Source organism: Streptosporangium sp. DT93, assembly GCF_049844535.1.
Taxonomy (GTDB): Bacteria; Actinomycetota; Actinomycetes; order Streptosporangiales; family Streptosporangiaceae; genus Streptosporangium.
In genome coordinates this window covers 73,330-94,119 of sequence record NZ_JBNCLF010000010.1, presented here as the reverse complement: position 1 = coordinate 94,119, position 20,790 = coordinate 73,330, and the positions used below count along the sequence as shown (strand labels likewise).

15 protein-coding genes are annotated in these 20,790 nt (G+C 73.8%); 6 read left to right on the top strand and 9 right to left on the bottom strand.

Annotation, left to right across the window (positions count from 1 at the left end):
* Window positions 1-2: 2 nt before the first annotated feature.
* From fdh to ACLQ2R_RS21945, 4 genes are all read right to left on the bottom strand, one after another.
* Window positions 3-3,188 carry a formate dehydrogenase gene (gene fdh, locus ACLQ2R_RS21960; protein ID WP_425962158.1) on the bottom strand — a complete coding sequence of 1,062 codons (3,186 nt, stop codon included), beginning with the start codon at window positions 3,186-3,188 and terminating at the stop codon, window positions 3-5.
* Window positions 3,189-3,197: 9 nt separating this feature from the next.
* Complete coding sequence (locus tag ACLQ2R_RS21955) at window positions 3,198-3,809, bottom strand: flavin reductase family protein (protein ID WP_425962156.1); 612 nt, start codon at window positions 3,807-3,809, stop codon at window positions 3,198-3,200.
* A 62-nt stretch (window positions 3,810-3,871) separates the two neighbouring features.
* Entirely contained in the window at window positions 3,872-5,101 is a 1,230-nt protein-coding gene (locus tag ACLQ2R_RS21950) for a styrene monooxygenase/indole monooxygenase family protein (RefSeq protein ID WP_425962154.1), read from the bottom strand.
* A 95-nt stretch (window positions 5,102-5,196) separates the two neighbouring features.
* Window positions 5,197-6,306 (bottom strand): AraC family transcriptional regulator, encoded by a 1,110-nt coding sequence (locus ACLQ2R_RS21945; protein ID WP_425962153.1) that lies wholly within the window; start codon window positions 6,304-6,306, stop codon window positions 5,197-5,199.
* Between the two features lie 200 nt (window positions 6,307-6,506).
* On the opposite strand from ACLQ2R_RS21945, the gene ACLQ2R_RS21940 reads away from it, so the two are divergent.
* The gene (locus tag ACLQ2R_RS21940; RefSeq protein ID WP_425962151.1) at window positions 6,507-7,532 is read left to right on the top strand and encodes an aldo/keto reductase; all 1,026 of its coding nucleotides are present in this window, start codon (window positions 6,507-6,509) and stop codon (window positions 7,530-7,532) included.
* Here the strand turns inward: ACLQ2R_RS21940 and ACLQ2R_RS21935 are convergent.
* Complete coding sequence (locus ACLQ2R_RS21935; protein ID WP_425962149.1) at window positions 7,504-9,762, bottom strand: glycogen debranching N-terminal domain-containing protein; 2,259 nt, start codon at window positions 9,760-9,762, stop codon at window positions 7,504-7,506. The two genes, ACLQ2R_RS21940 and ACLQ2R_RS21935, sit on opposite strands and share 29 nt — an antisense overlap.
* Window positions 9,763-10,094: 332 nt before the next feature.
* Here ACLQ2R_RS21935 and ACLQ2R_RS21930 point away from each other — a divergent pair, with 332 nt between their 5' ends.
* Both ACLQ2R_RS21930 and ACLQ2R_RS21925 read left to right on the top strand, forming a co-directional pair.
* Window positions 10,095-10,328, top strand: coding sequence for a zinc-ribbon domain-containing protein (locus tag ACLQ2R_RS21930; protein ID WP_386238950.1), 234 nt, complete (start codon window positions 10,095-10,097; stop codon window positions 10,326-10,328).
* Between the two features lie 95 nt (window positions 10,329-10,423).
* Window positions 10,424-11,533, top strand: coding sequence for a winged helix DNA-binding domain-containing protein (locus tag ACLQ2R_RS21925; protein WP_425962147.1), 1,110 nt, complete (start codon window positions 10,424-10,426; stop codon window positions 11,531-11,533).
* A gap of 144 nt (window positions 11,534-11,677) precedes the next feature.
* Here ACLQ2R_RS21925 and ACLQ2R_RS21920 read toward each other — a convergent pair whose 3' ends face one another.
* Together ACLQ2R_RS21920 and ACLQ2R_RS21915 are read right to left on the bottom strand one after the other, a co-directional pair.
* Window positions 11,678-12,988, bottom strand: a complete 1,311-nt coding sequence (locus tag ACLQ2R_RS21920) for a hypothetical protein (RefSeq protein ID WP_425962145.1) — start codon at window positions 12,986-12,988, stop codon at window positions 11,678-11,680.
* Window positions 12,989-13,204: 216 nt separating this feature from the next.
* Window positions 13,205-14,311, bottom strand: coding sequence for a WD40/YVTN/BNR-like repeat-containing protein (locus ACLQ2R_RS21915; protein WP_425962143.1), 1,107 nt, complete (start codon window positions 14,309-14,311; stop codon window positions 13,205-13,207).
* 301 nt (window positions 14,312-14,612) lie between these two features.
* On the opposite strand from ACLQ2R_RS21915, the gene ACLQ2R_RS21910 reads away from it, so the two are divergent.
* On the top strand, window positions 14,613-15,581 hold the full coding sequence (locus ACLQ2R_RS21910) for an aldo/keto reductase (RefSeq protein ID WP_425962141.1): 969 nt from the start codon (window positions 14,613-14,615) through the stop codon (window positions 15,579-15,581).
* Window positions 15,582-15,756: 175 nt separating this feature from the next.
* Here the strand turns inward: ACLQ2R_RS21910 and ACLQ2R_RS21905 are convergent, their stop codons facing one another.
* Window positions 15,757-16,416 carry an HAD family hydrolase gene (locus ACLQ2R_RS21905; RefSeq protein ID WP_425962139.1) on the bottom strand — a complete coding sequence of 220 codons (660 nt, stop codon included), beginning with the start codon at window positions 16,414-16,416 and terminating at the stop codon, window positions 15,757-15,759.
* A gap of 283 nt (window positions 16,417-16,699) precedes the next feature.
* On the opposite strand from ACLQ2R_RS21905, the gene ACLQ2R_RS21900 reads away from it, so the two are divergent.
* Window positions 16,700-17,263: a gluconokinase gene (locus tag ACLQ2R_RS21900; RefSeq protein ID WP_425962137.1), complete on the top strand. Its 564-nt coding sequence runs from the start codon at window positions 16,700-16,702 to the stop codon at window positions 17,261-17,263.
* Complete coding sequence (locus ACLQ2R_RS21895; RefSeq protein ID WP_425962135.1) at window positions 17,263-18,648, top strand: GntP family permease; 1,386 nt, start codon at window positions 17,263-17,265, stop codon at window positions 18,646-18,648. The genes ACLQ2R_RS21900 and ACLQ2R_RS21895 overlap by 1 nt, the downstream gene beginning before the upstream one ends.
* Before the next feature lie 49 nt (window positions 18,649-18,697).
* Here ACLQ2R_RS21895 and ACLQ2R_RS21890 read toward each other — a convergent pair whose 3' ends face one another.
* Complete coding sequence (locus tag ACLQ2R_RS21890; protein ID WP_425962133.1) at window positions 18,698-20,704, bottom strand: FUSC family protein; 2,007 nt, start codon at window positions 20,702-20,704, stop codon at window positions 18,698-18,700.
* Window positions 20,705-20,790 lie beyond the last annotated feature (86 nt).

Below are 20,790 nucleotides of genomic sequence, written 5' to 3'. Positions count from 1 at the left end.
GTTCAGCCACGGCGGTACTCCTCGATCAGGGCGAGCAGGGCCCCGCCGGTGGGCCGCCTGCCGGGCCGCAGGTCACAGGTCATGGCCTTGCTCTCCTGGATGTAGACGTTCGGGTCGAGCACGAGGGGCATCAGGTCGTTGACGGCGTCGCCGGTCACCAGCCCCCCGCCGCCCCAGCCCCAGTGGTAGGGCAGGCCGACCTGGTGGACGGTGCCGTCCCGCAGCCGCAGCGGGCGTACCCGCCCGGTCACCAGGACGCGGGCCTCGATGGCGGTGCGGCTCGTCACGATCGTCGCCCAGCCGCCGTTGACCAGCCCCAGCTCGGCGGCCAGTTCCGGGGAGACCTCGCAGAACAGCTCGGGCTGCAGCTCGGCGAGGTAGGCCAGCGGCCGGCTCATGCCGCCCGCGGTGTGGTGCTCGGTGAGCCGGTAGGTCGTCAGCACGTACGGGAAACGCGGCGACTCCGGCGGGTTGTAGGGGCTCTCCGGCCTGCGGTACGTCCGGCGGCCCGGGTTGGCCTGCTGCGCGTACAGCGGGTTGCGCACCGGGGACTCGTGCGGTTCGTAGTGCGCGGGCAGCGGCCCGTCGGCCAGGCCCGAGGGGGCGAACAGCCAGCCCTTGCCGTCGGGTTGCATGATGAACGCGTCGGTGCCGGCCAGCGCCGCCTCGGCGAGCGCCCCCTCGGGCGGCAGGTAGCCGGGCGGCTTGTCCCGCTCGAAGTCCGGCACGTCGTGACCGGTCCACTCCCCGCGCTCGGCGTCCCACCACACGTAGGCCTTGCGCTCGCTCCACGGGCGGCCCTCGGGGTCGGCGGAGGCGCGGTTGTAGAGGATGCGCCGGTTGGCCGGCCAGGCCCAGCCCCATTCGGGGGCCACCCGGCTCTGCTCGCCGTGCGGCTTGCGCCGGGCCGCCTGGTTGACCTCGTCGGCGTAGACCCCGCAGTAGATCCAGCAGCCGCACGCGGTGGAGCCGTCGGGTTCGAGCTCGGTGTAGGCCGACAGGGCCCGGCCGCCGGGGCCGACGCCGTTGATCTCGCGCAGCACGGCCTCGGCCGACGGTTCGGCGTGCTCGCCCTCCTCGGGGTAGTCCCAGGTCAGCTCGCGCAGCGGCCGGTCGATCTCGTCGTCGGTGATCCGCGCCCTGATGCGCTTGCCGAGGTGGTAGTAGAACGACAGCTCGCTGCGGCACTCGCCCGGCGGCTCGACGGCCTTGTGCCGCCACTGCAGCAACCGCTGGGTGTTGGTGAAGGTGCCCTCCTTCTCCACGTGGCTCGCGGCGGGCAGGAAGAACACCTCGGTGGCGATGTCCTCGGTGCGCGTCTCCCCGGTCCGCAGCTCCGGGCCGTCCTTCCAGAACGTGGCCGTCTCCACCAGCGTCAGGTCGCGCACCACCAGCCAGTCGAGGTTGGCCAGGCCCAGGCGCTGCGCCCGGCCGCCCGAGGAGCCCACCGCCGGGTTCTCGCCCACCACGAAGTAGCCCTTGACCGTGCCGTCGATCTGCGCCATCACCGTGGTGAAGTGGCCGTGGTCGCCGGTGACGCGCGGCAGGTGGCCGAAGCAGAAGTCGTTCTCGGCGGTGGCGGCCTCACCCCACCACGCCTTGAGCAGGCTGACGGTGTAGGCGCGTTTCCTGCCCCAGAAGCCGGTGTCGGCCCCGGCCTTGGCGAGGTAGTCGTCCAGCCCCTCGTGGCGGTGGGCGTGCGGCATCGGCAGGTAGCCGGGCAGCAGGTTGAACAGGGTGGGGATGTCGGTGGAGCCCTGGATGCTGGCGTGGCCGCGCAGCGCCAGGATGCCGCCGCCGGGCCGGCCGATGTTGCCCAGCAGGAGCTGCAGGATCGACGCCGCGCGGATGTACTGGGCGCCCACGGTGTGCTGGGTCCAGCCGACCGCGTACGCCCAGGCGGTGGTGCGCTCCCGGCCGGAGTTGGCGGTGATCGCGTCGGCGAGCTCGGCGAAGTCCTCCGGGCGGATGCCGCACGCCTCCCGGACCATTTCGGGGGTGTAGCGGGCGAAGTGCCGCCGGAGGATCTGGTAGACGCACCGGGGGTGACGCAGCGTCGGGTCGGCCGACGGCCTGGCCGGGGCCGGGGCGCCGCCCGAGCCGTACTGCTCGCCTCCCGCGGCCTCGGAATGCTTCCGGCCGCCCTCCAGGTCCTCGTCTCCCCCGGACGTCTCCTCGGCCGATCTCTCGTAGGACCAGCTCAACGGGTCGTAGGCGCGCGTCTCGGCGTCGAAGCCGGAGAACAGCCCGTCGAGGTCCTCGGTGTCCTCGAAGTCCCCGGAGATGATCGACGCGGCGTTGGTGTAGGCCAGCACGTACTCGCGGAAGTCCAGCTCACGCGTGAGGACGTGGTTGATCAGCGCTCCGAGCAGCACGATGTCGGTCCCGGCGCGGATCGGCAGGTACCGGTCGGCGATCGCGCTGGTACGGGTGAAGCGCGGGTCGATGTGGAACACCTTCGCCCCGCGCGCCTTGGCCTCGACCACCCACTGGAAACCCACCGGGTGGCATTCGGCCATGTTGGAGCCCTGGATGACGATGCAGTCGGACTCGGCCAGATCCTGCTGGAAGTCCGTGGCGCCGCCACGCCCGAAGCTGGTCCCCAGACCGGGGATCGTGGAGGAGTGTCAAATACGGGCCTGGTTCTCCACCTGGATCGCGCCGAGGGCGGTGTACAGCTTCTTCATCAGGTAGTTCTCTTCGTTGTCCAGCGTCGCCCCGCCCAGGCTGGCGATGCCCATGGTGCGCCGGACCGTCTTCCCCTCGTGCTCCTGCTGCCAGGTCGCCCGCCGGGTCGCGACGACCCGGTCGGCGATCATGTCCATGGCGGTGTCGAGGTCGAGCCGCTCCCAGCCGGTGCCGTGCGGGCGCCGGTAGAGGACGTGGGTCTGCCGGCCGGGGTGGGTGACGAGCTGCTTGCTCGCCGCCCCCTTGGGACAGAGGCGACCCCGGGAGATCGGTGAGTCGGGGTCGCCCTCGATCTGGGTGACGCGGCCGTCCCTGGCGTAGACGAGCTGGCCGCATCCGACGGCGCAGAACGGGCAGATCGACCGGGTGACGGTGTCGGCCTCCTCGGTGCGGGGCCGCAGCGCGTCGGTGCGCGCCGAGCGTGCGGCGTCGCCCCTGCCGTCCTCACCCCTGAGCTGCCGGATCACCGGCCAGCGGGAGATGAACCTCCCCGGTCCCACGGTGCGGTCCTACCCCGGCCTGCCCGCCCCAACCACGTCGCGGCCCGCCGCCCGCGCCCGGCCGGTCCTGCGGGCCGTGACCGCGCCGGACGGCGTCGCCGCCTTGCCCCGCCCCCCGTTCGGCTCCCTGTCCCGCGCCGTCCCCGGCTCACCGTCCCGCTCCGGTACGGAGACGGCCCGGTAGGTGCCCGAGTGGAAGACCAGCGGCTCGCCGCCCGGTGTCCCGTGGAAGTGCTCGACCTCCCCGACGAAGATCAGGTGGTCGCCTCCCTCGTACGTGGTGACCGTGCGGCAGGCGAAGTGGGCGAGGGTGCCCGCGAGCACCGGCACCCCGGCCGGGGTGAGGCGGGTCTCCACCCCGGCGAACTTGTCGGGCAGCGGCGTGGCGAACCGCCGCGACAGGTGCTCCTGGTCGGCGGCCAGCACGTTGACGGCGAACCGGCCCGCCTCGGCGAAGGCCGGCGCGCTGGGGGCCCGCCTGGACAGGCACCACAGGACCAGCGGCGGGTCGAGCGAGACCGAGGTGAAGGAGTTGACGGTGACGCCCAGCCGGTCGCCCCGGCCGGTGACGGCGGTGATCACCGCCACCCCGGTGGCGAACTGCCCGAGGGCGTCCCGCAAGGATCTCGCCGCTCCCACCGCTTCCGTCACTCCCGTGGCTCCCGTCGTTTCCGTGGCCCGCATCACGCCGCCCCCCGCCCGGCCCGCGCCAGGTAGCCGGCCGAGCCGGCCGGGTCCAGGAACCAGTCCGCGAAGTCGGAGGGGTCGTCGAAGCCGTTGACGAAGCGGGAGGCCACCTCGGGCAGTTGCCCTGCGGCGCCCAGGATGTTCACCACGTGCGGCGGCGGGGGCGCCAGGAGCGCGTTCGTCCAGGTGGTGGCGTGCCTGGCGTCCTGCCAGTAGCGCTCGAAGGCGCGCTCCATCCAGGCGGCGTCGAACGGGCGCTCACCGTGCTCCAGGATGTCCGCCAGGTAGGAGGCCGCGCACTTGGCGGCGTTGTTGGCGCCCTGCCCGGTGATCGGGTCGTTGAGCACGACCACGTCCGCCACGCCCAGGACCGCCGCCCCCGACGGCAGCGTGGCCACGGGCCTGCGCACGACCGGGGTGAAGCGGCCCGACAGCGTGCCGCCCTCGTCGGTGAGCTCGACGTCGCCGCAGCGCTCCGCCTCCCACGGCAGGAACGTCTCCAGCACCCACCGGCTCCTGGCCAGGTGCTCTGCGGGGGTGGAGACGTCCGCCCAGCAGTCCATCGGCCCGCCGGGGACGCCCTCGAACACCATGATCTCGCACGGGCCGGTGACGGTGAGCGCGGGGAAGACGAAGTACTCGCCGACCCCGGGGACCACGTTGAAGCAGACCGCGGAGTACTCGGGCCGCGGTGCGAGGCCGTTGACGTAGGTGAGGGCCAGGGCCCGCTGCGGGGCCCGGTACGGCGAGCGCGGCGCGTCCCGCTCGAAGAGCGAGGCGATCGGTCCCTTGCCCGCGGCGACCAGGACCAGGTCGTAGCCGGAGGCGTACTCCTCCAGGTCCTCCACGCCGGCGTCGTGAATGACGATCTTGCCGCCGAGGCGTTCCACCTCGGCCATCCAGGCGGGCATCTTCAGCCGCTGGTCGACCGAGCGGGCGGGGGCGTCGAGCCGGGCCGCCCAGTGCAGGGCCGGGCCGTCCGGGCCGGCCATGGCGAACTGGATGCCGTCGATGGGCGGGCAGTCGCCGGCCCACAGGTCCAGGTCGAGGGCGCGCTCGTGGCCGAGGGCGGTGCCGAACATGGCCTGGCTGGAGGTGACCCGGCCGTCGCGGATCTCCTCGGGGGTGCGGTTGGAGACGACGGTGACGTCGTAGCCGTTCCGCAGCAGGCCGAGGGCGAGGTGGAGGCCGGCCTGACCGGCGCCGACGATGAGGATTCTGCGCATGATGACGTGTCCTTCGCGAGAGGTGGGAGGGAGGTGAACGGTCGAGCGGCGCCTGAGAGAACGGTATGCCGGACGCCGCCGCCCCCGCCATCCGTTCAGCGCGGGTTACGTCCGTCTGGCGCGGACTTCTCGCCGGCGCCGGTGCCGTCGTCACCGCCACCGCCGATCTCCACGCCACCGCCACCACTACCGCCGCCGCGCAGTGTCCGCGACGGGGCCTGGCCGTGGCGCGCGCGGTACAGGGCGGCGAACCGCCCCTGGTGCAGGAAGCCCCACCGGGCCGCCACCCCGGTCACCGTGCACCCGGCCGGGTCACCGGCCGCCAGCTCCCGGTGGACGCGGTCCAGGCGCACGTCCCTGAGGTAGGTCATCGGGGACAGGCCCAGGTGGCGGCGGAACCCCTCCTGCAGGGAGCGCCCGCTGACCGCCACGGCGCGCGCCACGTCGTCGGTCGTCAGCGGCAGGTGGGCGTTGTCCTCGATGTGGCGCATCGCCCGGCGCACCACCTTGGGCACGGCCGCGGGCCGGGGCGCGGTCAGCCGGTCCCGGTAGTTGGACGGCTGCCCGGTCAGCAGGGAGGTGATCATGGCGTTCTCCAGGTGGGCCACGGCCAGCGGCTGCGCGGCGATCCCGTCGCCGTGCTCGGCCTCGCTCACGACCAGGTCGACCATGCCTCTCCAGGCCCGCGCCCAGCCCGCCGTCATGTCCACGCCCAGGTCGAAGACGACCGGCTCGTCGAGCCGCTCCCCGAGCATCCGCTCCACGGCGCCCTCGACGACCGGCCGGTCGAACTTCACGATCAGCTGGGGGCAGCCCGCCGCCCAGCGCATGTCGAGGTGCTCCGACGGCGACGGCAGCGAGGCCATTCCGGGCGTCGACACGATCTCCTGCTCGCCGCACCGGATCAGGCTCCGCCCGGCCAGCGGGATCTGCACCAGGAAGAAGGACTCCAGCTCCCCCGGCTCGATGCGGACGTCCGCCCCGTAGTCGAGGTAGGTGACCCGCAGCGAGCCCAGCCGGGCCGAGTTGAGGCGCGCGGCCAGCCGGGAGGCGTCGCCGGTGAGATCCAGGCGGTGGGGGCAGAACACCGCGGCCACCCGCTCCCGGGCCTCGTCGAGATCCCCGGTGTCGAAGACCGGACTGTTGCCGAGCGGTGTCCGATCCCGCACCTCGCCCATCGACGCCTCCGCCTCCGTACCCGTCACGCGCCCATCTCCGCACCGGAGCGGGCGCGCCGTCCACGTACAAATGCACAGAACGGCGACCGGACCCGGCCAGGAGGCCGGACGGGGTTCCGGAGGTGGCCTCGGACGGGTGGCCTCCGCATCTCCTACCTGCGCGGATGTCGCGGGTCCCGGCTGACCCGGCCGGAGGCGGCCGGGTGGCGGCTGGCAGGATCGAGGCCGTGAACCATCGCACGCTTGGCCGTACCGGCATCCAGGTCAGCCCGCTCTGTCTCGGCACGATGATGCTCGGGGCGTGGGGGAACACCGATCGCGACGAGTGCGAACGCATCGTCGGCACCGCGCTGGACGCGGGCGTCAACTTCATCGACACCGCCGACATCTACGCGTTCGGCGAGAGCGAGACGATCCTCGGGAAGGCCATCAAGGGCCGCAGGGACGAGGTCGTGCTCGCCACGAAGTTCCACAACGCCATGGACGACTCGCCCAACCGGCGCGGCAACTCCCGCCGCTGGATCATGCGGGCCGTGGAGGACAGCCTGCGGCGCCTGGACACCGACTGGATCGACCTCTACCAGGTCCACCGCCCCGACCCGCGCACCGACATCGACGAGACCCTCGGCGCCCTGTCGGACCTGGTACGCCAGGGCAAGGTACGGGCGATCGGCACCTCCTCCTTCCCGGCCGAGGAGCTCGTCGAGGCCCAGTGGGTCGCCGAACGCCGCGGCCGTGAGCGGTTCTCCACCGAGCAGCCCTCGTACTCGATCCTCGCCCGGCACGCCGAGGCCGCGGTGCTGCCGGTGGCCGAGCGCTACAACCTGGGGGTGATGGTCTGGAGCCCGCTGAACGGCGGCTGGCTGACCGGCAAGTACCGCCGCGACGCGCCGATGCCGGCCGACTCCCGCGCCTCGCGCGACGGCGACCACTTCGACTTCAAGGCCGAGGAGATCCGCTCCCGCAAGCTCGACGTCGTCGAGGGGCTGGTGGCCCTGGCCGACGAGGCGGGCATCTCGATGATCCAGCTCGCGCTGGGCTTCGTGCTCTCCCACCGGGCCGTGACCTCGGCGGTGATCGGGCCGCGCACGCTGGAGCAGCTCACCAGCCAGCTCGGCGCCGACGAGGTCACGCTCTCGCCGGACGTGCTGGACGCGATCGACGAGCTGGTCCCGCCGGGGACGGGCATCAGCCCGGCCGACGTCGGGTACGCGCCGCCCGCGGTCACCGAGGCGGCGCTGCGCCGCCGGTGACGGCGGGGCCTCCGGGGGACGGGCCGGCGGGGTCTTCGGGGGGCGAGCCGGTGACGGCGGACCTGGGGGAGGGCGGGACACGGACCGCGGACCTGTCGGGGGGCGGGACGTGGACGACGCGGATTCCCGCCGGGAGACCGGTGACGGCGGCCCTGCCCTCCCGGTCGACGGACGCGCTCACCGGCTCGCCCGCGACCCGCAGCCCGCTCAGCGAGACCGCTCCCAGCGGGGTTCCCTCCAGGGGCCGCAGCAGCACCCGGCCGCCGGGCACGTCGGGGTGCAGGCCGAGCGCGGCGTGCGCCAGCGTCACCGCGGCGGCGGCCGACCACGCCTGCGGGCGGCAGGCCGCCGGGTAGGGGACGGGACGCCCGAGCGCCTCCCGGTCGTCCCCGCCGAACAGCTCGGGGAGCCGGTGGCCGAACGCCTCGCCCGCGGCCAGCAGCCCCCGGGCCAGGACCGCCGCCCGCGCGGCGAACCCGGCGCGGGCCAGCCCGGCGACCGCGATCGCGGTGTCGTGCGTCCAGATCGACCCGCAGTGGTACGACAGCGGGTTGAAACCGCCCGCGTCCGACGACATCGTGCGCAGCCCGAAACCCCCCGCCAGTTCCGGGACGACCAGGAGGTCGGCGACGCGGGCCTCCTCGGCCTCGTCGAGCAGGCCGGTGCCGAGCAGGTGGCCGATGTTGCTGGTCAGCGCGTCCACCGGGCGGCCGTCCCCGTCCAGCGCCAGGGCGGGGAACCGGCCGTGCGGCCCGTCGGTCCAGAACCGTTCCCGGAAGCGACCGGCCAGCGCGGCGGCGTACGCGCGGTGACGGGCCGCCCCGGGCCGGCCGAACGCCTCCAGCAGGTCGGCGCCGCAGCGGGCCGCCTGGCAGGCGTACCCCTGGACCTCGGCGAGCGCGATCGGCGGCCGGGCGCGACGGCCGTCGTGGAAGCGCAGCGCGTCGCCGGAGTCCTTCCAGCCCTGGTTGGCCAGGCCCCGGCCGCCGGGGTCGGCGTACCGCACGAATCCGTCGCCGACGGGGTCGGCGTGCTCGCCGAGCCAGCCCAGGGCGGCCTCCAGGCAGGGCAGGAGCGCCGCGATCTCCGCGACGGGTGCGCCCCAGCGCCAGGCGTCGTGCAGCAGGCAGATCCACAGCGGTGTGGCGTCGATCGTGCCGTAGTAGGCGGCGGGCAGGCGCGGGCCGTCGTCACCGGCCGTGAACGCCTCCCGGCGCAGCTCGTGCAGGATCTTCCCCGGCGCCTCGCCCGTGCCGGGGTCCACCCGCGTCCCCTGGCGGCGGGCCAGCACGCGGAGGGTGCCGAGGGCCGTTTCGGTGCCGAGCGGCAGCAGCATCCGGGCGGCCCAGATGCTGTCGCGCCCGAACAGGGTGAGGTACCAGGGCACGCCCGCCCCGAGGAAGGCGTCGCCGGGGGCGGCGGGCTCGGCCAGCCGGAGCGAGCGCAGGTCGTGCAGGGACCGCTCGAACAGCCGCTCCAGGCGGTGGTCGTCGGCGACGAGCCCCGGTTCCCCCTCCCCCGCCGCCCACTCGGCGGGTCGGGACGGCGCGACGACCACGGCCCGTGGATCGCGTACCGCGACCCGCCAGCGGAACGTGACGCGGCCGCGGGGTTCCAGCGCGACCGGCCTGCGCAGGAACGCGGCGCGCCCTCCGGCGGCCGTCCCGGCCCGCGCGTCCTCGCCGGTCACCGTCACCCGGACGCCGTCGCCGTTCCAGGTGATCTCACCGGGACCGGTGATCTCCGCGACGACCGGCCCGGGGAGGGCGGCGGGCTCCCCGCCGGACTTCACCGCGTCGATCGGGGCGAGGTCGCAGTCCAGTTCCAGGACGACCTCGGCGCGGACCGGGGTCTCGGCGGCGGAGACGATCTCCACGCTCTCCTCCATGCCACCTGGCACGACCCGCCGGGTGCGCTCGACGCGGACCGTGGGGTCGGCGCCGGGATCGCCCAGCCCGCGGGCCAGCGTGACGAACCCGGCGCCGCCCGACCCCCGCAGGGCGTGCCCGGCGGCCGCGGGCTCGTACCCGCCGACGGTGAGGACGGCCCGCGACAGGGCGCGCCGGTCGGCGTGGAACAGCCCCTGGACCCCGGCCGGGCGGATCTGTCCGTCGGCGCCGCTCAGCGCGACCGTGGGGGCCGCCACCACGGCGACGAGATCGTGCAGGAACGGCTGGAGCCGGCGGGTGGCGGGACGGGGAACGGAGACGAGCGGGGCGTCGTCGAGCACGACTGGCTCCCTGGGGGTCGGATGAGGTCGAGCCGGGGCGGGCGGGGCGGTGTGAGGGGGAGGCCGGGGGCGGGTCGCCGATCTCCTTCGAGACGAAAGCGGGCCGGCGAGGATCGACGGTGTTCTCCGAAACGGAGGCGACCGGGGGCTGTCGCGGGTGTTCTTCGAGCCGGGGACGGCCGGGGAGGATCCGGAACGTCCCCGTCGTGGAACGGTCCTTTCATTACACCCGGTTTACCCGCTCCGGTCCAGCGATCCCCCTCTCTGACCTGCGGATACGCCGATCCGGCGAGGTGGAGGCATACCGGCTCCGAACGGGGTAGTCCTTCAGGATGTTCTTCATCTTCGGTTTCCGTACCGCTCTTCACCGCCTCGGTGTGCTGACCCGCGCCTGCCCCACCTGTGGCAACACCGCGGCCCAGGTGCTGACCAGGCGGGTCACCAAGTTCAGCCTGTTCTTTATCCCGCTGTTCCCGGTCCGGAGCAGGTACGAGGCGCAGTGCACGTTCTGCGGGGCCGCCTACGGTGTCTCCAAGGACGAGGCGAACCGCCTGACGGCCCACTGAGCCCGGGCGGGCCCGGGGGGGAACGTCCGGCGGTGTCGCCAGGCGGTCCCGCCAGGTGGTGTCATGGGCGCCACCCCCTCGAGCCAGGAGACCGCGTGAAGATCACTTGGGACGACGTCCTCGCCTGGCGGATGAACAGGCACATGCTGGAGAAGCCCGAGACCGACGACCCCGTGGCGATCGTGAGCCGCCTGTGCGGCGTGCAGGCGCAGGTCGCCTCCGCCGCCCGGACGGCCGTGGGGGTCCGGCAGCGCGAGCCGCGGCGTGAGAGCGTCGAGGAGGCGCTGGCGGGCCGGAGGCTGATGAAGACCTGGGCGATGCGCGGCACCCTGCACCTGCTGCCCGTCGAGGAGGCCGCCGCCTACCTGAGCCTGCTGGCCTCGACCCGCAGCTGGGAGAAGGGGTCCTGGCAGCGTGCCTTCGTCACCGCGGACCGGCTGGAGGCCATCGGCGAGGCGGCCCACCGTGCCCTGGACGGCACGGTGCTCACCCGCGAGGAGTTGACCGCCCGGGTGATCGACGCCACCGGTGACGAGAGCGTCGCCGAGCACCTGCGCTCCGGCTGGGGTACCGTGCTCAAACCGCTGGCGTTCCGGGGAGTGCTCTGCCACGGGCCCGCCGACGGCACCTCGGTCACCTTCACCCGGCCCGACACCTACCTGCCCGCGTGGCCCGGCCTGCCGGACCCCGTCGAGGCCGCCGGGATCGTGATCCCGGCCTACCTGGCCGCGTACGGGCCCGCGCCGATCGAGAGCTTCGACCAGTGGCTCTACCGGGGCGCACTCAGAAAGGCCGACCTGCGCTCGTGGGTCGCCGCGCTGGGCGACCGGATCACCACGGTCGAGATCGAGGGCCGGGACGCCTACGCGCGGGCCGAGGACCTCGACGACCTGCGCGCCACCCGGCCCACGGACACGGTCCGCCTGCTTCCGGCCTTCGACCAGTACGTGCTGGGACCCGGCACCGGGGAGGCCGCCGTCGTCCCCCCGTCACGACGCGGCGAGGTCAGCAGGGCGGCCGGATGGATCTCGCCGGTCGTGGTCGGCGGGGGCCGGGTCCGCGGCACCTGGACCGCGGAGAAGGACGTCCTGGCCGTCACGGTGTGGAAGGAGTGCGACGTGCCCCGCGCGACGCTGGAGGCCGAGCGCGAACGGCTCGCCGGTGTCCTGGGACGCGACCTCACGCTGAGCGTCCGGACCGGCTGACGGCCCCTCACCCGGCCCGCCACACCGCCCGGGCGCCGCCTGGCCCGTCACCCGGCCGGACGGCGGACCAGGCGGACCAGGCGGGCCGGGCGGACCAGGCGGGCCGGACGGGCCGGGCGGGCCGGGCGGTGGGCCCGGCCTCGGTCAGCCCGTACGGCGGAGCCGGATGCCGTGGGCGTCGGCGCGCTGGACGCCGGAGGAGTCGAGGTTGGAGATCGGGACCAGGCCCTCGACCTTGCCCTTCTTGCCGTTGCCGTTCAGCTTGAGGATGAGCATGCCCGGGTTCGTCCCGTGCGAGGAGTGCGGGTCGCCGGAGAGCGGGTTCGGGCCCCGCGTCGAGGCGAAGGCCCACTGCTCGTCGGGCGAGACCGCGAAGAGGTCGACCGTGGGGTCCGCGCTGAACGGCGAGGTCAGGTCGACGGTGCCGACGCGGGCGCCGCTTGCCCCGTTGAAGACCTCGGCGACGTTGGCGTCGCGGTCACCGACCCACACGTGGCGCTCGTCGCCGGCGACCAGCACGCCGTGGGCGTCGCGCTCGGGCGTGTCGTCGTCGAAGAGCCGCTGGACGGGCGGGGTGTTCGGCGGGGCGGCCGGCGAGTAGCCGCTCATCGGCAGCCGGAAGACGCTGAACTGGTCGAGGTTGCCCGGTGCGCCGCCGCCGCCGTTCCCGAAGACGGTGCCCGCGGCCTCGATGAAGCCGCAGCCGTTGGCCGGGACCCTGGTCATGTCGTACTCCCCCACGATCGACATCGGCGTGGTGCGCCAGTCGACCACGAGCAGCCCGCCGCCGCGGAGGCTGACGAAGACCGGGCCGTTGTCGGAGGCGATGAACGGGCAGATCGGCGCGTTGTCCGGCCGGACGGCCGGGGCCTGGCAGGGCAGGCCGTTCGGCGTGACGCACCCGGCCATGTCCAGGGTGGCGGCCGGCTGCGTCGTGAAGACGCCCGCGGCGTAGTCGGTGGTGATGCGCTCGAGCTTCTTGCCGTTCTGGTTGGAGACGATCAGGTACCTGTCGTCCTCGGTGGGCCAGACGGCGTGGGCCTGCCGGGCCCCGCCCGCCCCGGGTTCGGTGCGCAGGCAGGCCAGCGGGGCGCGGGTGGCGGCGTTGAAGACGACCACGTGGCCGCTGGCGACGAAGGCGAGCGCGGCGTGGGTGTCGGCCTTGTTGAAAACGATCATGTGGGGGCGTACGGGGACGCTGCCGGTGCTCGCCAGGCACAGGGCGGAGGTCGCGCCGCCGAGGTCGATCACGTGCAGGGGCCGGGCGGCGGACAGCCGCCCGGTGACGTCGGCGCCGGAGTACACGTGGACGGTGCCGCCGTGGGTGAGACCTGCGCTGTCGGACTGGTCGACCAGCCAGATCTCGTACGCGTCCCTGGCCACCGCCCGCGCCCCCGCGACGCCCAGGACGAGCACCGCCAGCACCGCGACGACCGCGGCTCCCCACTTCCTCATACGCCCTCCACGACTGCTCCGGCCGAGCCTCTTCACGCCATTCCCAGAAAATATTTATTTCCTACTTTTCACTGTCATGTCAGCAAAAATCCAGAAATCGTATAATTAGGAAATTAAGGAAGACAGAAAGGCGAAACGGTCTCTTCGGAGCGGAGATCGGGGGGAGCTGAAAACGGCCGGGCCCCGTCGCGAACGGGAGGCGAGGGCGGAGCCCGTTCAGATCGCGGCGGCCCGTACGGTCAGCACGTCCGGCAGGTGAGCGGCGACCGGGAACCAGCTCTCCCCGTCGTCCCACGAGCCGTGCACCTCTCCGTCGCGGGTGCCGAAGAACACCCCGCCCGCCGAGGCGCACATGGCGTCGCGCAGTACGGCGGCGTGGACCGGCCCGGCGGGCAGCCCCTCCTCCAGGGCCCGCCACGATCCGCCCGCGTCGTCACTGCGGAAGACCCGGCAGCGGTGGCCGGGGGGCGTGCGGTCCTGGTCGCCCTGGAGCGGGAAGACGTAGAGGGTGTCGGGCCGGTCGGGGTGCACGACCAGCGGGAAGCCGAAGTCGGAGGGGAGGGAGGCCCCGATGGGCGTCCAGGAGTCGCCGAAGTCGTCGCTGCGGTAGACGCCGCCGTGGTGCTGCAGGAAGAGCCGCTCGGGCCGGGAGGGGTGCATGTCCACCTTGTGCACGCACTGCCCGAACTCGGGGTACTGCGCGCCCTCGGGCAGGAACGGGGCACGGATCCCCCGGTTGGCCGCCCGCCAGGAGGTGCCGCCGTCCTCGGTGCGGTAGACCCCGCCCGCGGACACCGCGACCAGCACGGTCTTGGAGTCACCGGGGTGGACCAGCACGGTGTGCAGGCAGAGCCCGCCCTGACCGGGTTGCCACTGTGACCGGTGCGGGTGGTTCCACAGTCCCTCCACCAGCGAGAACGTGACGCCACGGTCCTCGGAGCGGAACAGCGCCCCCGGCTCGGCACCGGCCCAGACCACCTCCGGCTCCGACGCGGAGGGCTGGAGCTGCCAGACCCGGGTGAGCGCCGTCGCGGTGGCCTCGGGAAAGGAGATCGAAGCACCCGAGGCACCGGGAGCACCAGAAGCGCTGACGCCCTCCTGCCAGCTCCCGCCGAGGTCGTCGGACCGCAGCACGGACGGGCCGAAGTGGCCGTACTCGATCCCGGCGAGGATCCGGGGCACCGGGCCGCGGGTGTCGATCGCGACCGAGGGGACCCCGATCGTGGAGAACCGGACCGGATCGACCTCGAACGGGCCGCCCTCGGAGGAACGGGCCAGGAACAGGCCCTTGCGCGTGCCGATCGCGAGAAGCACATCCCGCATGACCGTCTCCCCTCGTCTCCGCCCGTCGACGTACCGTCGTGACAGGTCCGCGACGCGTCGCCACGGCACACCCCCGCGACGTACCGTCGCGACGCGTCGCCATGACGCACCCCCGTGCCGCCTTACGTGACGCGCCGCCGACGCCTCTCCGCACCCCGGCCGGCCCGCCCGCGTCACAGGGGGCGCGAACCCCGGATTCGCACGTAGGTTCCACCGGTATGCCTGTCAAGGAAGATCCACGGCGTGGCGCGCCCGAGGCCGCCGGGCCGTCCCGGCGGTGACGGCCGCTATATTGGCGCGCATGAACGCGCTGGTCCGGCGCCCGCTGGGGCGCAGCGGCCCGGCCGTGACGCGGGTCGGCCTGGGGCTGGCCGCGCTCGGCCGCCCCGCCTACATCACGCTCGGCCGCGCCGAGGACCTCGGCGGCGACCGCGACGTCCCGGCGATGCGCGAGCGCACCTGGGCCGTGCTGGACGCCGCGTGGGCCGCCGGAGTGCGCTACCTCGACACGGCGCGCTCGTACGGGCGCGCCGAGGAGTTCCTCGCGGGCTGGCTGCGCGAGCGCGGCATCGCCCCGGACGCGGTGGCCGTCGGCTCCAAGTGGGGGTACGCCTACGTCGGCGGCTGGCGCATGGACGCCGAACGGCACGAGGTGAAGGAGCTCACCGCCGACCGGTTCCGCGTCCAGCTGGAGCAGACCCGCGCCCTGCTCGGCGATCACCTGTCGCTCTACCAGATCCATTCGGCGACGGCGGAGAGCGGCGTCCTCGACGACGGGGGCGTGCTCGACGGGCTGCGCGCGCTGCGGGCGGAGGGGGTCGCGGTCGGCCTGTCGACGAGCGGGCCGCACCAGGCCGGGACGATCGACCGGGCGGTCGGCACCGGGGTCTTCGACACCGTGCAGTCGACGTGGAACCTGCTGGAACGCTCGGCCGGCGAGGCACTGGCGCGGGCACACCGGGCGGGCCTGGGCGTCATCGTCAAGGAGGGCGTGGCGAACGGGCGGCTGACCGCCCGCGCGGCGCCCGCCGCGCTCGGGGACGCCGCACGCGAGCGGGGCGTCACACCGGACGCGCTCGCGCTGGCGGCCGTACTGGCCCGCCCGTGGGCCGGGACGGTGCTGAGCGGCGCGGTCTCGGCCGGTCAGCTGCGCGACAACCTCGCCGCGACCGGCGTCGCCTGGGACGCCGGGCTCGACGAGCGGCTCGCCGGGCTGGCCGAGGAGCCGGAGAGCTACTGGTCCACCCGCGGCGCGCTGCCCTGGAGCTGAGCCCCGCCACCGGCCGCCCGGTACCGGCGGAGCACGGTCCCGGCAGAGCACGGTTCCAGCGGAGCGTGCGGTCCCGGCGGAGCACGGTTCCGGCAGAGCACGGTTCCAGCGGAGCGTGCGGTCCCGGCGGAGCACGGTTCCGGCAGAGCGTGCGGTCCCAGCGGGACCCGCGATCTCAGCGGGGCGCGCGGAGCGAGGTGCGGTCGAGACCGGCGATCAGGTCGGGCAGGGAGTCGAAGACGTGGTCCGCCCCGGCCTCGCGCAGGTCCGCGTCCGGAAACCCTCCGGTCAGCAGGCCGATGCCGGGGATGCCCGCCCTGCGGGCGGAGACGAAGTCCCAGGAGGAGTCGCCCACCATGACCCCGGAGGTGCCGCCGGCCTTGTCCATCGCCACCTTCAGCAGGTCGGGGGCGGGCTTGGCCTTCTGGACGTCCTCGGAGGTGGTCCAGGCCGCACAGCGCGAGCGGCCGCCGACGAGGTCGAGGAAGTGCTCGACGTGCTGGGGCTTCCCGGACGAGGCCAGCACGATGGTGAACCCGCGCCTGCCGAGCTCGTCCAGCAGGCCGGTGGCGCCCTCCAGCGGCCTGACCTCGTCGAGGAAGACGTCGAACTCCTCCACCCAGGCGTCCCGCAGCGCGTCACCGTGCCGCCGTTCGACCTCCTCGCCGGCGACCGCCTCCACCAACTGGTCCCCGCCCATGCCGATGTGCCGATGGATGCGCCACAGCGGCGGCCACACGTCGTGGCGGCCGAACGCCCTGGACCAGGCCAGCGCGTGCTGGTAGTTGGTGTCGACCAGGGTGCCGTCGACGTCGACGATCGCGGTGTCAGCCATGGGGAGGCTGTGCCCCGCCCCCGCTCCGCGGATTCCAGAGATCGTCTTTGGACTCGGGAAAGAAGACGGGCCCGTGTGACGCCTGAGTTTCGGGTCACGACGTGCGGGCATGTGGGACACGCCGGCATGAAACACGGCATCAACATCCTCAAGGCACGGCCGTGCCGCCGCCGCATCCCGCAGGGGATACGGCCGCAGTTCGTGCCTCCAAGGGAGCGGAGGAGCCACGAACCCCAACCAGAATCCCGCCGCACCGGCTCCCGGTGCCGCGCTGCTCGTCGTCATGGGCGTGACCGGCTCGGGGAAGACCACCGTGGGAGCGGCCCTCGGCCAGCGGCTGCGGCTGCCCTTCGCCGACGCGGACGACTTCCACAGCGAGGCCAACGTCGCCAAGATGTCGGCCGGCATCCCGTTGGACGACGACGACCGGATGCCGTGGCTGCGGGCCATCGGCGTCTGGCTCGCCGAGCACGCCGCCACCGGCGGCGTCGCCAGTTGCTCGGCCCTCAAGCGGAGCTACCGCGACATCCTCAGGGAGGCCGCGCCGTCGGTGCGCTTCGTCCACCTGCACGGTGACATCGACGCCGTACGGCGCAGGGTGGCCGGTCGCCCCGGGCACTTCATGCCCACCTCGCTGGTCGACTCGCAGTTCAAGACCCTGGAGCCCCTGGAGCCCGACGAGCACGGGATGGTCCTCGACTTCTCCCTGTCCGTCGACGACCTCGTGGAGGCCTACCTGGACGCCGCGGACACCGCGGACGCCACGGACGGCTCCGCCGCGACGGCGGCTCCGGGAGACGGGGAGACCTCCGCTCCCGGGACCACCGACCGGCCGGGGAACGCGTGATGAGCGGCACCGTCCTGGCCACGCTGACCACGCTGACCGCACCCCCCGCGGCCTCCGCCGGCCGGCTCATCCCGGCGGCGCTCATCGGCATCGCGCTGATCGTCCTGCTGATCACGTACTTCAAGCTGCACCCCTTCCTGAGCCTGACCCTCGGCTCGCTGGCCGTCGGGGCCGTCGCGGGCCTGTCGATGGCCGACACCATCGCCGCCTTCACCGACGGGTTCGGCAGTACCGCCGCGGGGGTGGGCACCCTCATCGCGCTGGGAGCGATGTTCGGCAAGCTGCTCGCCGACTCCGGCGGGGCCGACGAGATCGTGGACACGATCGTCGGCCGTTCCACCCCTCGCTCGCTGCCCTGGGCGATGGCCGCGGTGGGCGCCCTGATCGGGTTGCCGATGTTCTTCGAGATCGGCCTCGTGCTGCTGATGCCGGTCATCTTCCTGGTCTCGCGCCGTTCCGGCGTCTCCCTGATCCAGGTGGGCATCCCCGCGCTCGCGGGCCTGTCGGTGATGCACGGGCTGGTCCCGCCCCACCCCGGGCCGCTGGTCGCCATCGACGCCCTCAAGGCCGATCTCGGCATCACGCTGGGGCTGGGCGTGCTCGTCGCCGTCCCGACCGTCGCCATCGCCGGGCCGCTGTTCGCCAAGTACGCGGCCCGCTGGGTGAACGTGCCGCCGCCGGAGCTCTACGAGACCCGCCCCGCGGCCGAGGACACCCGCAGGCCGTCGTTCGGCGTCACCCTCGCCACGGTCCTGCTGCCGGTGGCGCTGATGATGGGCAAGGCCCTCACCGACATCCTGCTGGCAGAGGGCAACCCGATCCGCAGCGTGCTCGACTTCCTGGGCACGCCGTTGATCGCGCTGCTCATCGCCGTCATCGTGGCGATGTTCACCCTGGGTCTCGGCGCGGGCATGGACCGGAAGGCGGTCGCGAAGTCGCTGGAACAGTCGCTGCCCCCGATCGCGGGCATCCTGCTGATCGTGTCCGCCGGCGGCGGTTTCAAGCAGACCCTGATCGACACCGGGATCGGCGGCCTCATCGCCACCTGGGTGCAGAACAGCGGCCTGTCGGTACTGCTGCTGGCCTGGTTCGTCGCCGTTCTCATCCGGCTGGCCACGGGGTCGGCGACCGTCGCGACCGTCACGGCCTCCGGCATCCTCGCCCCGCTGGTCGCCAACCTCAGCGTCGGGGAGACCTCGCTGCTCGTGCTCGCCATCGGCGCGGGATCGCTGTTCTTCTCGCACGTCAACGACGCGGGGTTCTGGCTGGTCAAGGAGTACTTCGGGCTCACCGTGGGGCAGAACATCAAGACCTGGTCGGTGATGGAGACGATCATCTCGGTGGCCGGCCTGGTGTTCGTCCTGCTGCTCAGCCTGTTCTTCTGACGCGCGCTCCCCGGCCCTCGGGCCGGGGAGCCGCTGTCAGCCGGGCCGGTCAGCCGGGCCGGTCGGCCGAGACCGTGTCGCGCAGGGCGCGCACCGCGGAGTCGACCCGCTCCAGGCTCTTCTCCTCGCAGTACGCCGGATCGCGGGGTTCCCGCCCGGCGCGGACGTCCCTGGCGAGATCGTCCAGGCAGCGGGCCAGGTTCTGGACGGCGGTGTCCGGCGGCGGCGAGGCACCGCGCTCGGTCCGCGCGACCGTGGCGACGGTCGCGTCCGCCACCTGTTCCAGCGCGGTCATCGCGGGCATCCAGGTGGTCACGCGCCGGCTGACCACCGGCGGTTCGGTCATCGCCCGCTGGAACACCGTCCGCAGGTCGGCCAGGGCGTCGTACACCCCCCGGCGGAGCAGAGCCCGGCCGGTGTGCCCGGGGTCGAAGGCGTACCGGAGGTAGCCCGCGGTGGCCGAGACGGCGTCGGCGAAGCGCGGCCCGACCGGCGCCTCCCAGCTCGTCGGCCACGGCAGGTAGCCCAGCAGCAGGACGATCAGGCATCCGGCCAGCGTGTCGACCAGCCGGACGACGCCCAGCCCGGGCCCGCCCCGGGTCAGCAGGTCCACCAGGAGCAGCACCAGCGGCGCCTGGAAGGCCGACACCAGACCCCAGTTGCGCTGCACGCCGTACGGCAGGAGCGCCGCGCACACCGCGACGGGCACCAGGAGCAGCGCGCCGTACGGCACCACCAGGAGCATCAGGGTGCCGACCAGCGTGCCCGCCAGGGTTCCGAGCGCGCGCTGCACGGCGCGGGCGAACACCGAGCCGAAGTCGGGCTTGAGCACCAGCGCGACGGTCAGCGTCATCCAGTAGGACCGCTCGAACCAGCCGAACCGGCTGATCGCCGCGGCGACGCCCATGCAGAGTCCCAGCCTGAGCGTGTAGACGCGGACCAGGTGGCCGTACCACATGCTCTGCAGGGTGGCCCGGAGCCGTGCGCGGTGGCCGATCCTCTCGTACGGCAGCTGCTCGTCGGCCACCTCGGCGCCGGAGACCAGCTCCACGGCCCCCTCCACCGCGGAGCACAGGGCGCGCATCGCGGGCGAGTCGCACGCGTGACGCGGCGCCCGCGGGGCGGGCCCGCCGGTGAGCGAGGCCGTGACCTCCCGGACGGCGTCGGCGAACGCGCCGGGCGGCTCACGTCCCTCGTGGGAGAGCGAGAGCAGCGCGTTGCGGATCAGTGAGGCCTGGTTCAGCAGCGCGACCAGGCGGGTGCGTTCCGCGTCCAGCCCCGCCGCCGGGGAGCGGGCCGCGAGGACGGTGTCGTACCCGCTCTTGAGGGCGGCGTCGAACGCGGCCAGCGCGCCGGTGCCGCCGGGGCCGCCGGTGCCGCTCGTGCCGCCGCCGAGAAGCGCGTCGAGGGCGCGGTAGACCGCGACCACCGCGGTCTCCTCGGGCGCCCGGGGATGGAACGGCCACTCCGCGGCCCCCAGGACGATCACCCATCCCACGCCCAGCAGGAACGCCAGCGCGTTCAGGAGCGGTGATCCCGGCAGCTCGATGCCGATGGACAGCACGGTCATCACCAGCAGTTGCAGGCCGGCCGCCGAGCCGGTGGCGCCGCTCGTGCTGATCAGCGCCGACACCACCGAGACGACCACCACGGTGAGCACGACCCACCAGCCGTGGTCGCGAACCGTGGTCCCGACGAGGTACCCCAGGGCGCCGGCGGTGCCGGCCGCCGCCATCCGGGTGATCCTGACCCGGTACGGCCCGCCGCGGTCGGCCATGCCGGCGTTCATCGCGCCGATGGCGGGCAGCAGGCCGGCCACGACGTGCCCGGTGGCGAACCCGGCCGCCAGCGGGAGGGTCACCGCCACCGCCATGCGCAGCATCGGCCACCATTCGAGGGCGGCGGGAGCGGGACGGACCGTCTCCACCAGCCAGCCGGGGGCGGCGTCGGTCAGCCGGTCGGCGGCCCGCCGGAAGAACGGGGGCGACCGGCGCGACGGGGGTGGGTTCGACGGGGTCGGCGGAGGCGGCGGGGGCGGCGGAGGCGGCGTAGGCACGGCTCGCCGTGCTCAGCGCGCCGGTACGCCGGGCGTGTCCGGCCCCGGGATGATCTCCTGATCGTTCACGAAGCGTCCTTACCCGC

Excerpts from the sequence above, each read along its gene's own strand:
- ACLQ2R_RS21950 (WP_425962154.1), bottom strand. The coding sequence starts at position 5,101 with ATGCGCAGAATCCTCATCGTCGGCGCCGGTCAGGCCGGCCTCCACCTC.
- ACLQ2R_RS21915 (WP_425962143.1), bottom strand. The coding sequence starts at position 14,311 with ATGCGGGATGTGCTTCTCGCGATCGGCACGCGCAAGGGCCTGTTCCTG.
- ACLQ2R_RS21920 (WP_425962145.1), bottom strand. The coding sequence starts at position 12,988 with ATGAGGAAGTGGGGAGCCGCGGTCGTCGCGGTGCTGGCGGTGCTCGTC.
- ACLQ2R_RS21905 (WP_425962139.1), bottom strand. The coding sequence starts at position 16,416 with ATGGCTGACACCGCGATCGTCGACGTCGACGGCACCCTGGTCGACACC.
- ACLQ2R_RS21910 (WP_425962141.1), top strand. The coding sequence starts at position 14,613 with ATGAACGCGCTGGTCCGGCGCCCGCTGGGGCGCAGCGGCCCGGCCGTG.
- ACLQ2R_RS21900 (WP_425962137.1), top strand. The coding sequence starts at position 16,700 with ATGGGCGTGACCGGCTCGGGGAAGACCACCGTGGGAGCGGCCCTCGGC.
- ACLQ2R_RS21895 (WP_425962135.1), top strand. The coding sequence starts at position 17,263 with ATGAGCGGCACCGTCCTGGCCACGCTGACCACGCTGACCGCACCCCCC.
- ACLQ2R_RS21930 (WP_386238950.1), top strand. The coding sequence starts at position 10,095 with ATGTTCTTCATCTTCGGTTTCCGTACCGCTCTTCACCGCCTCGGTGTG.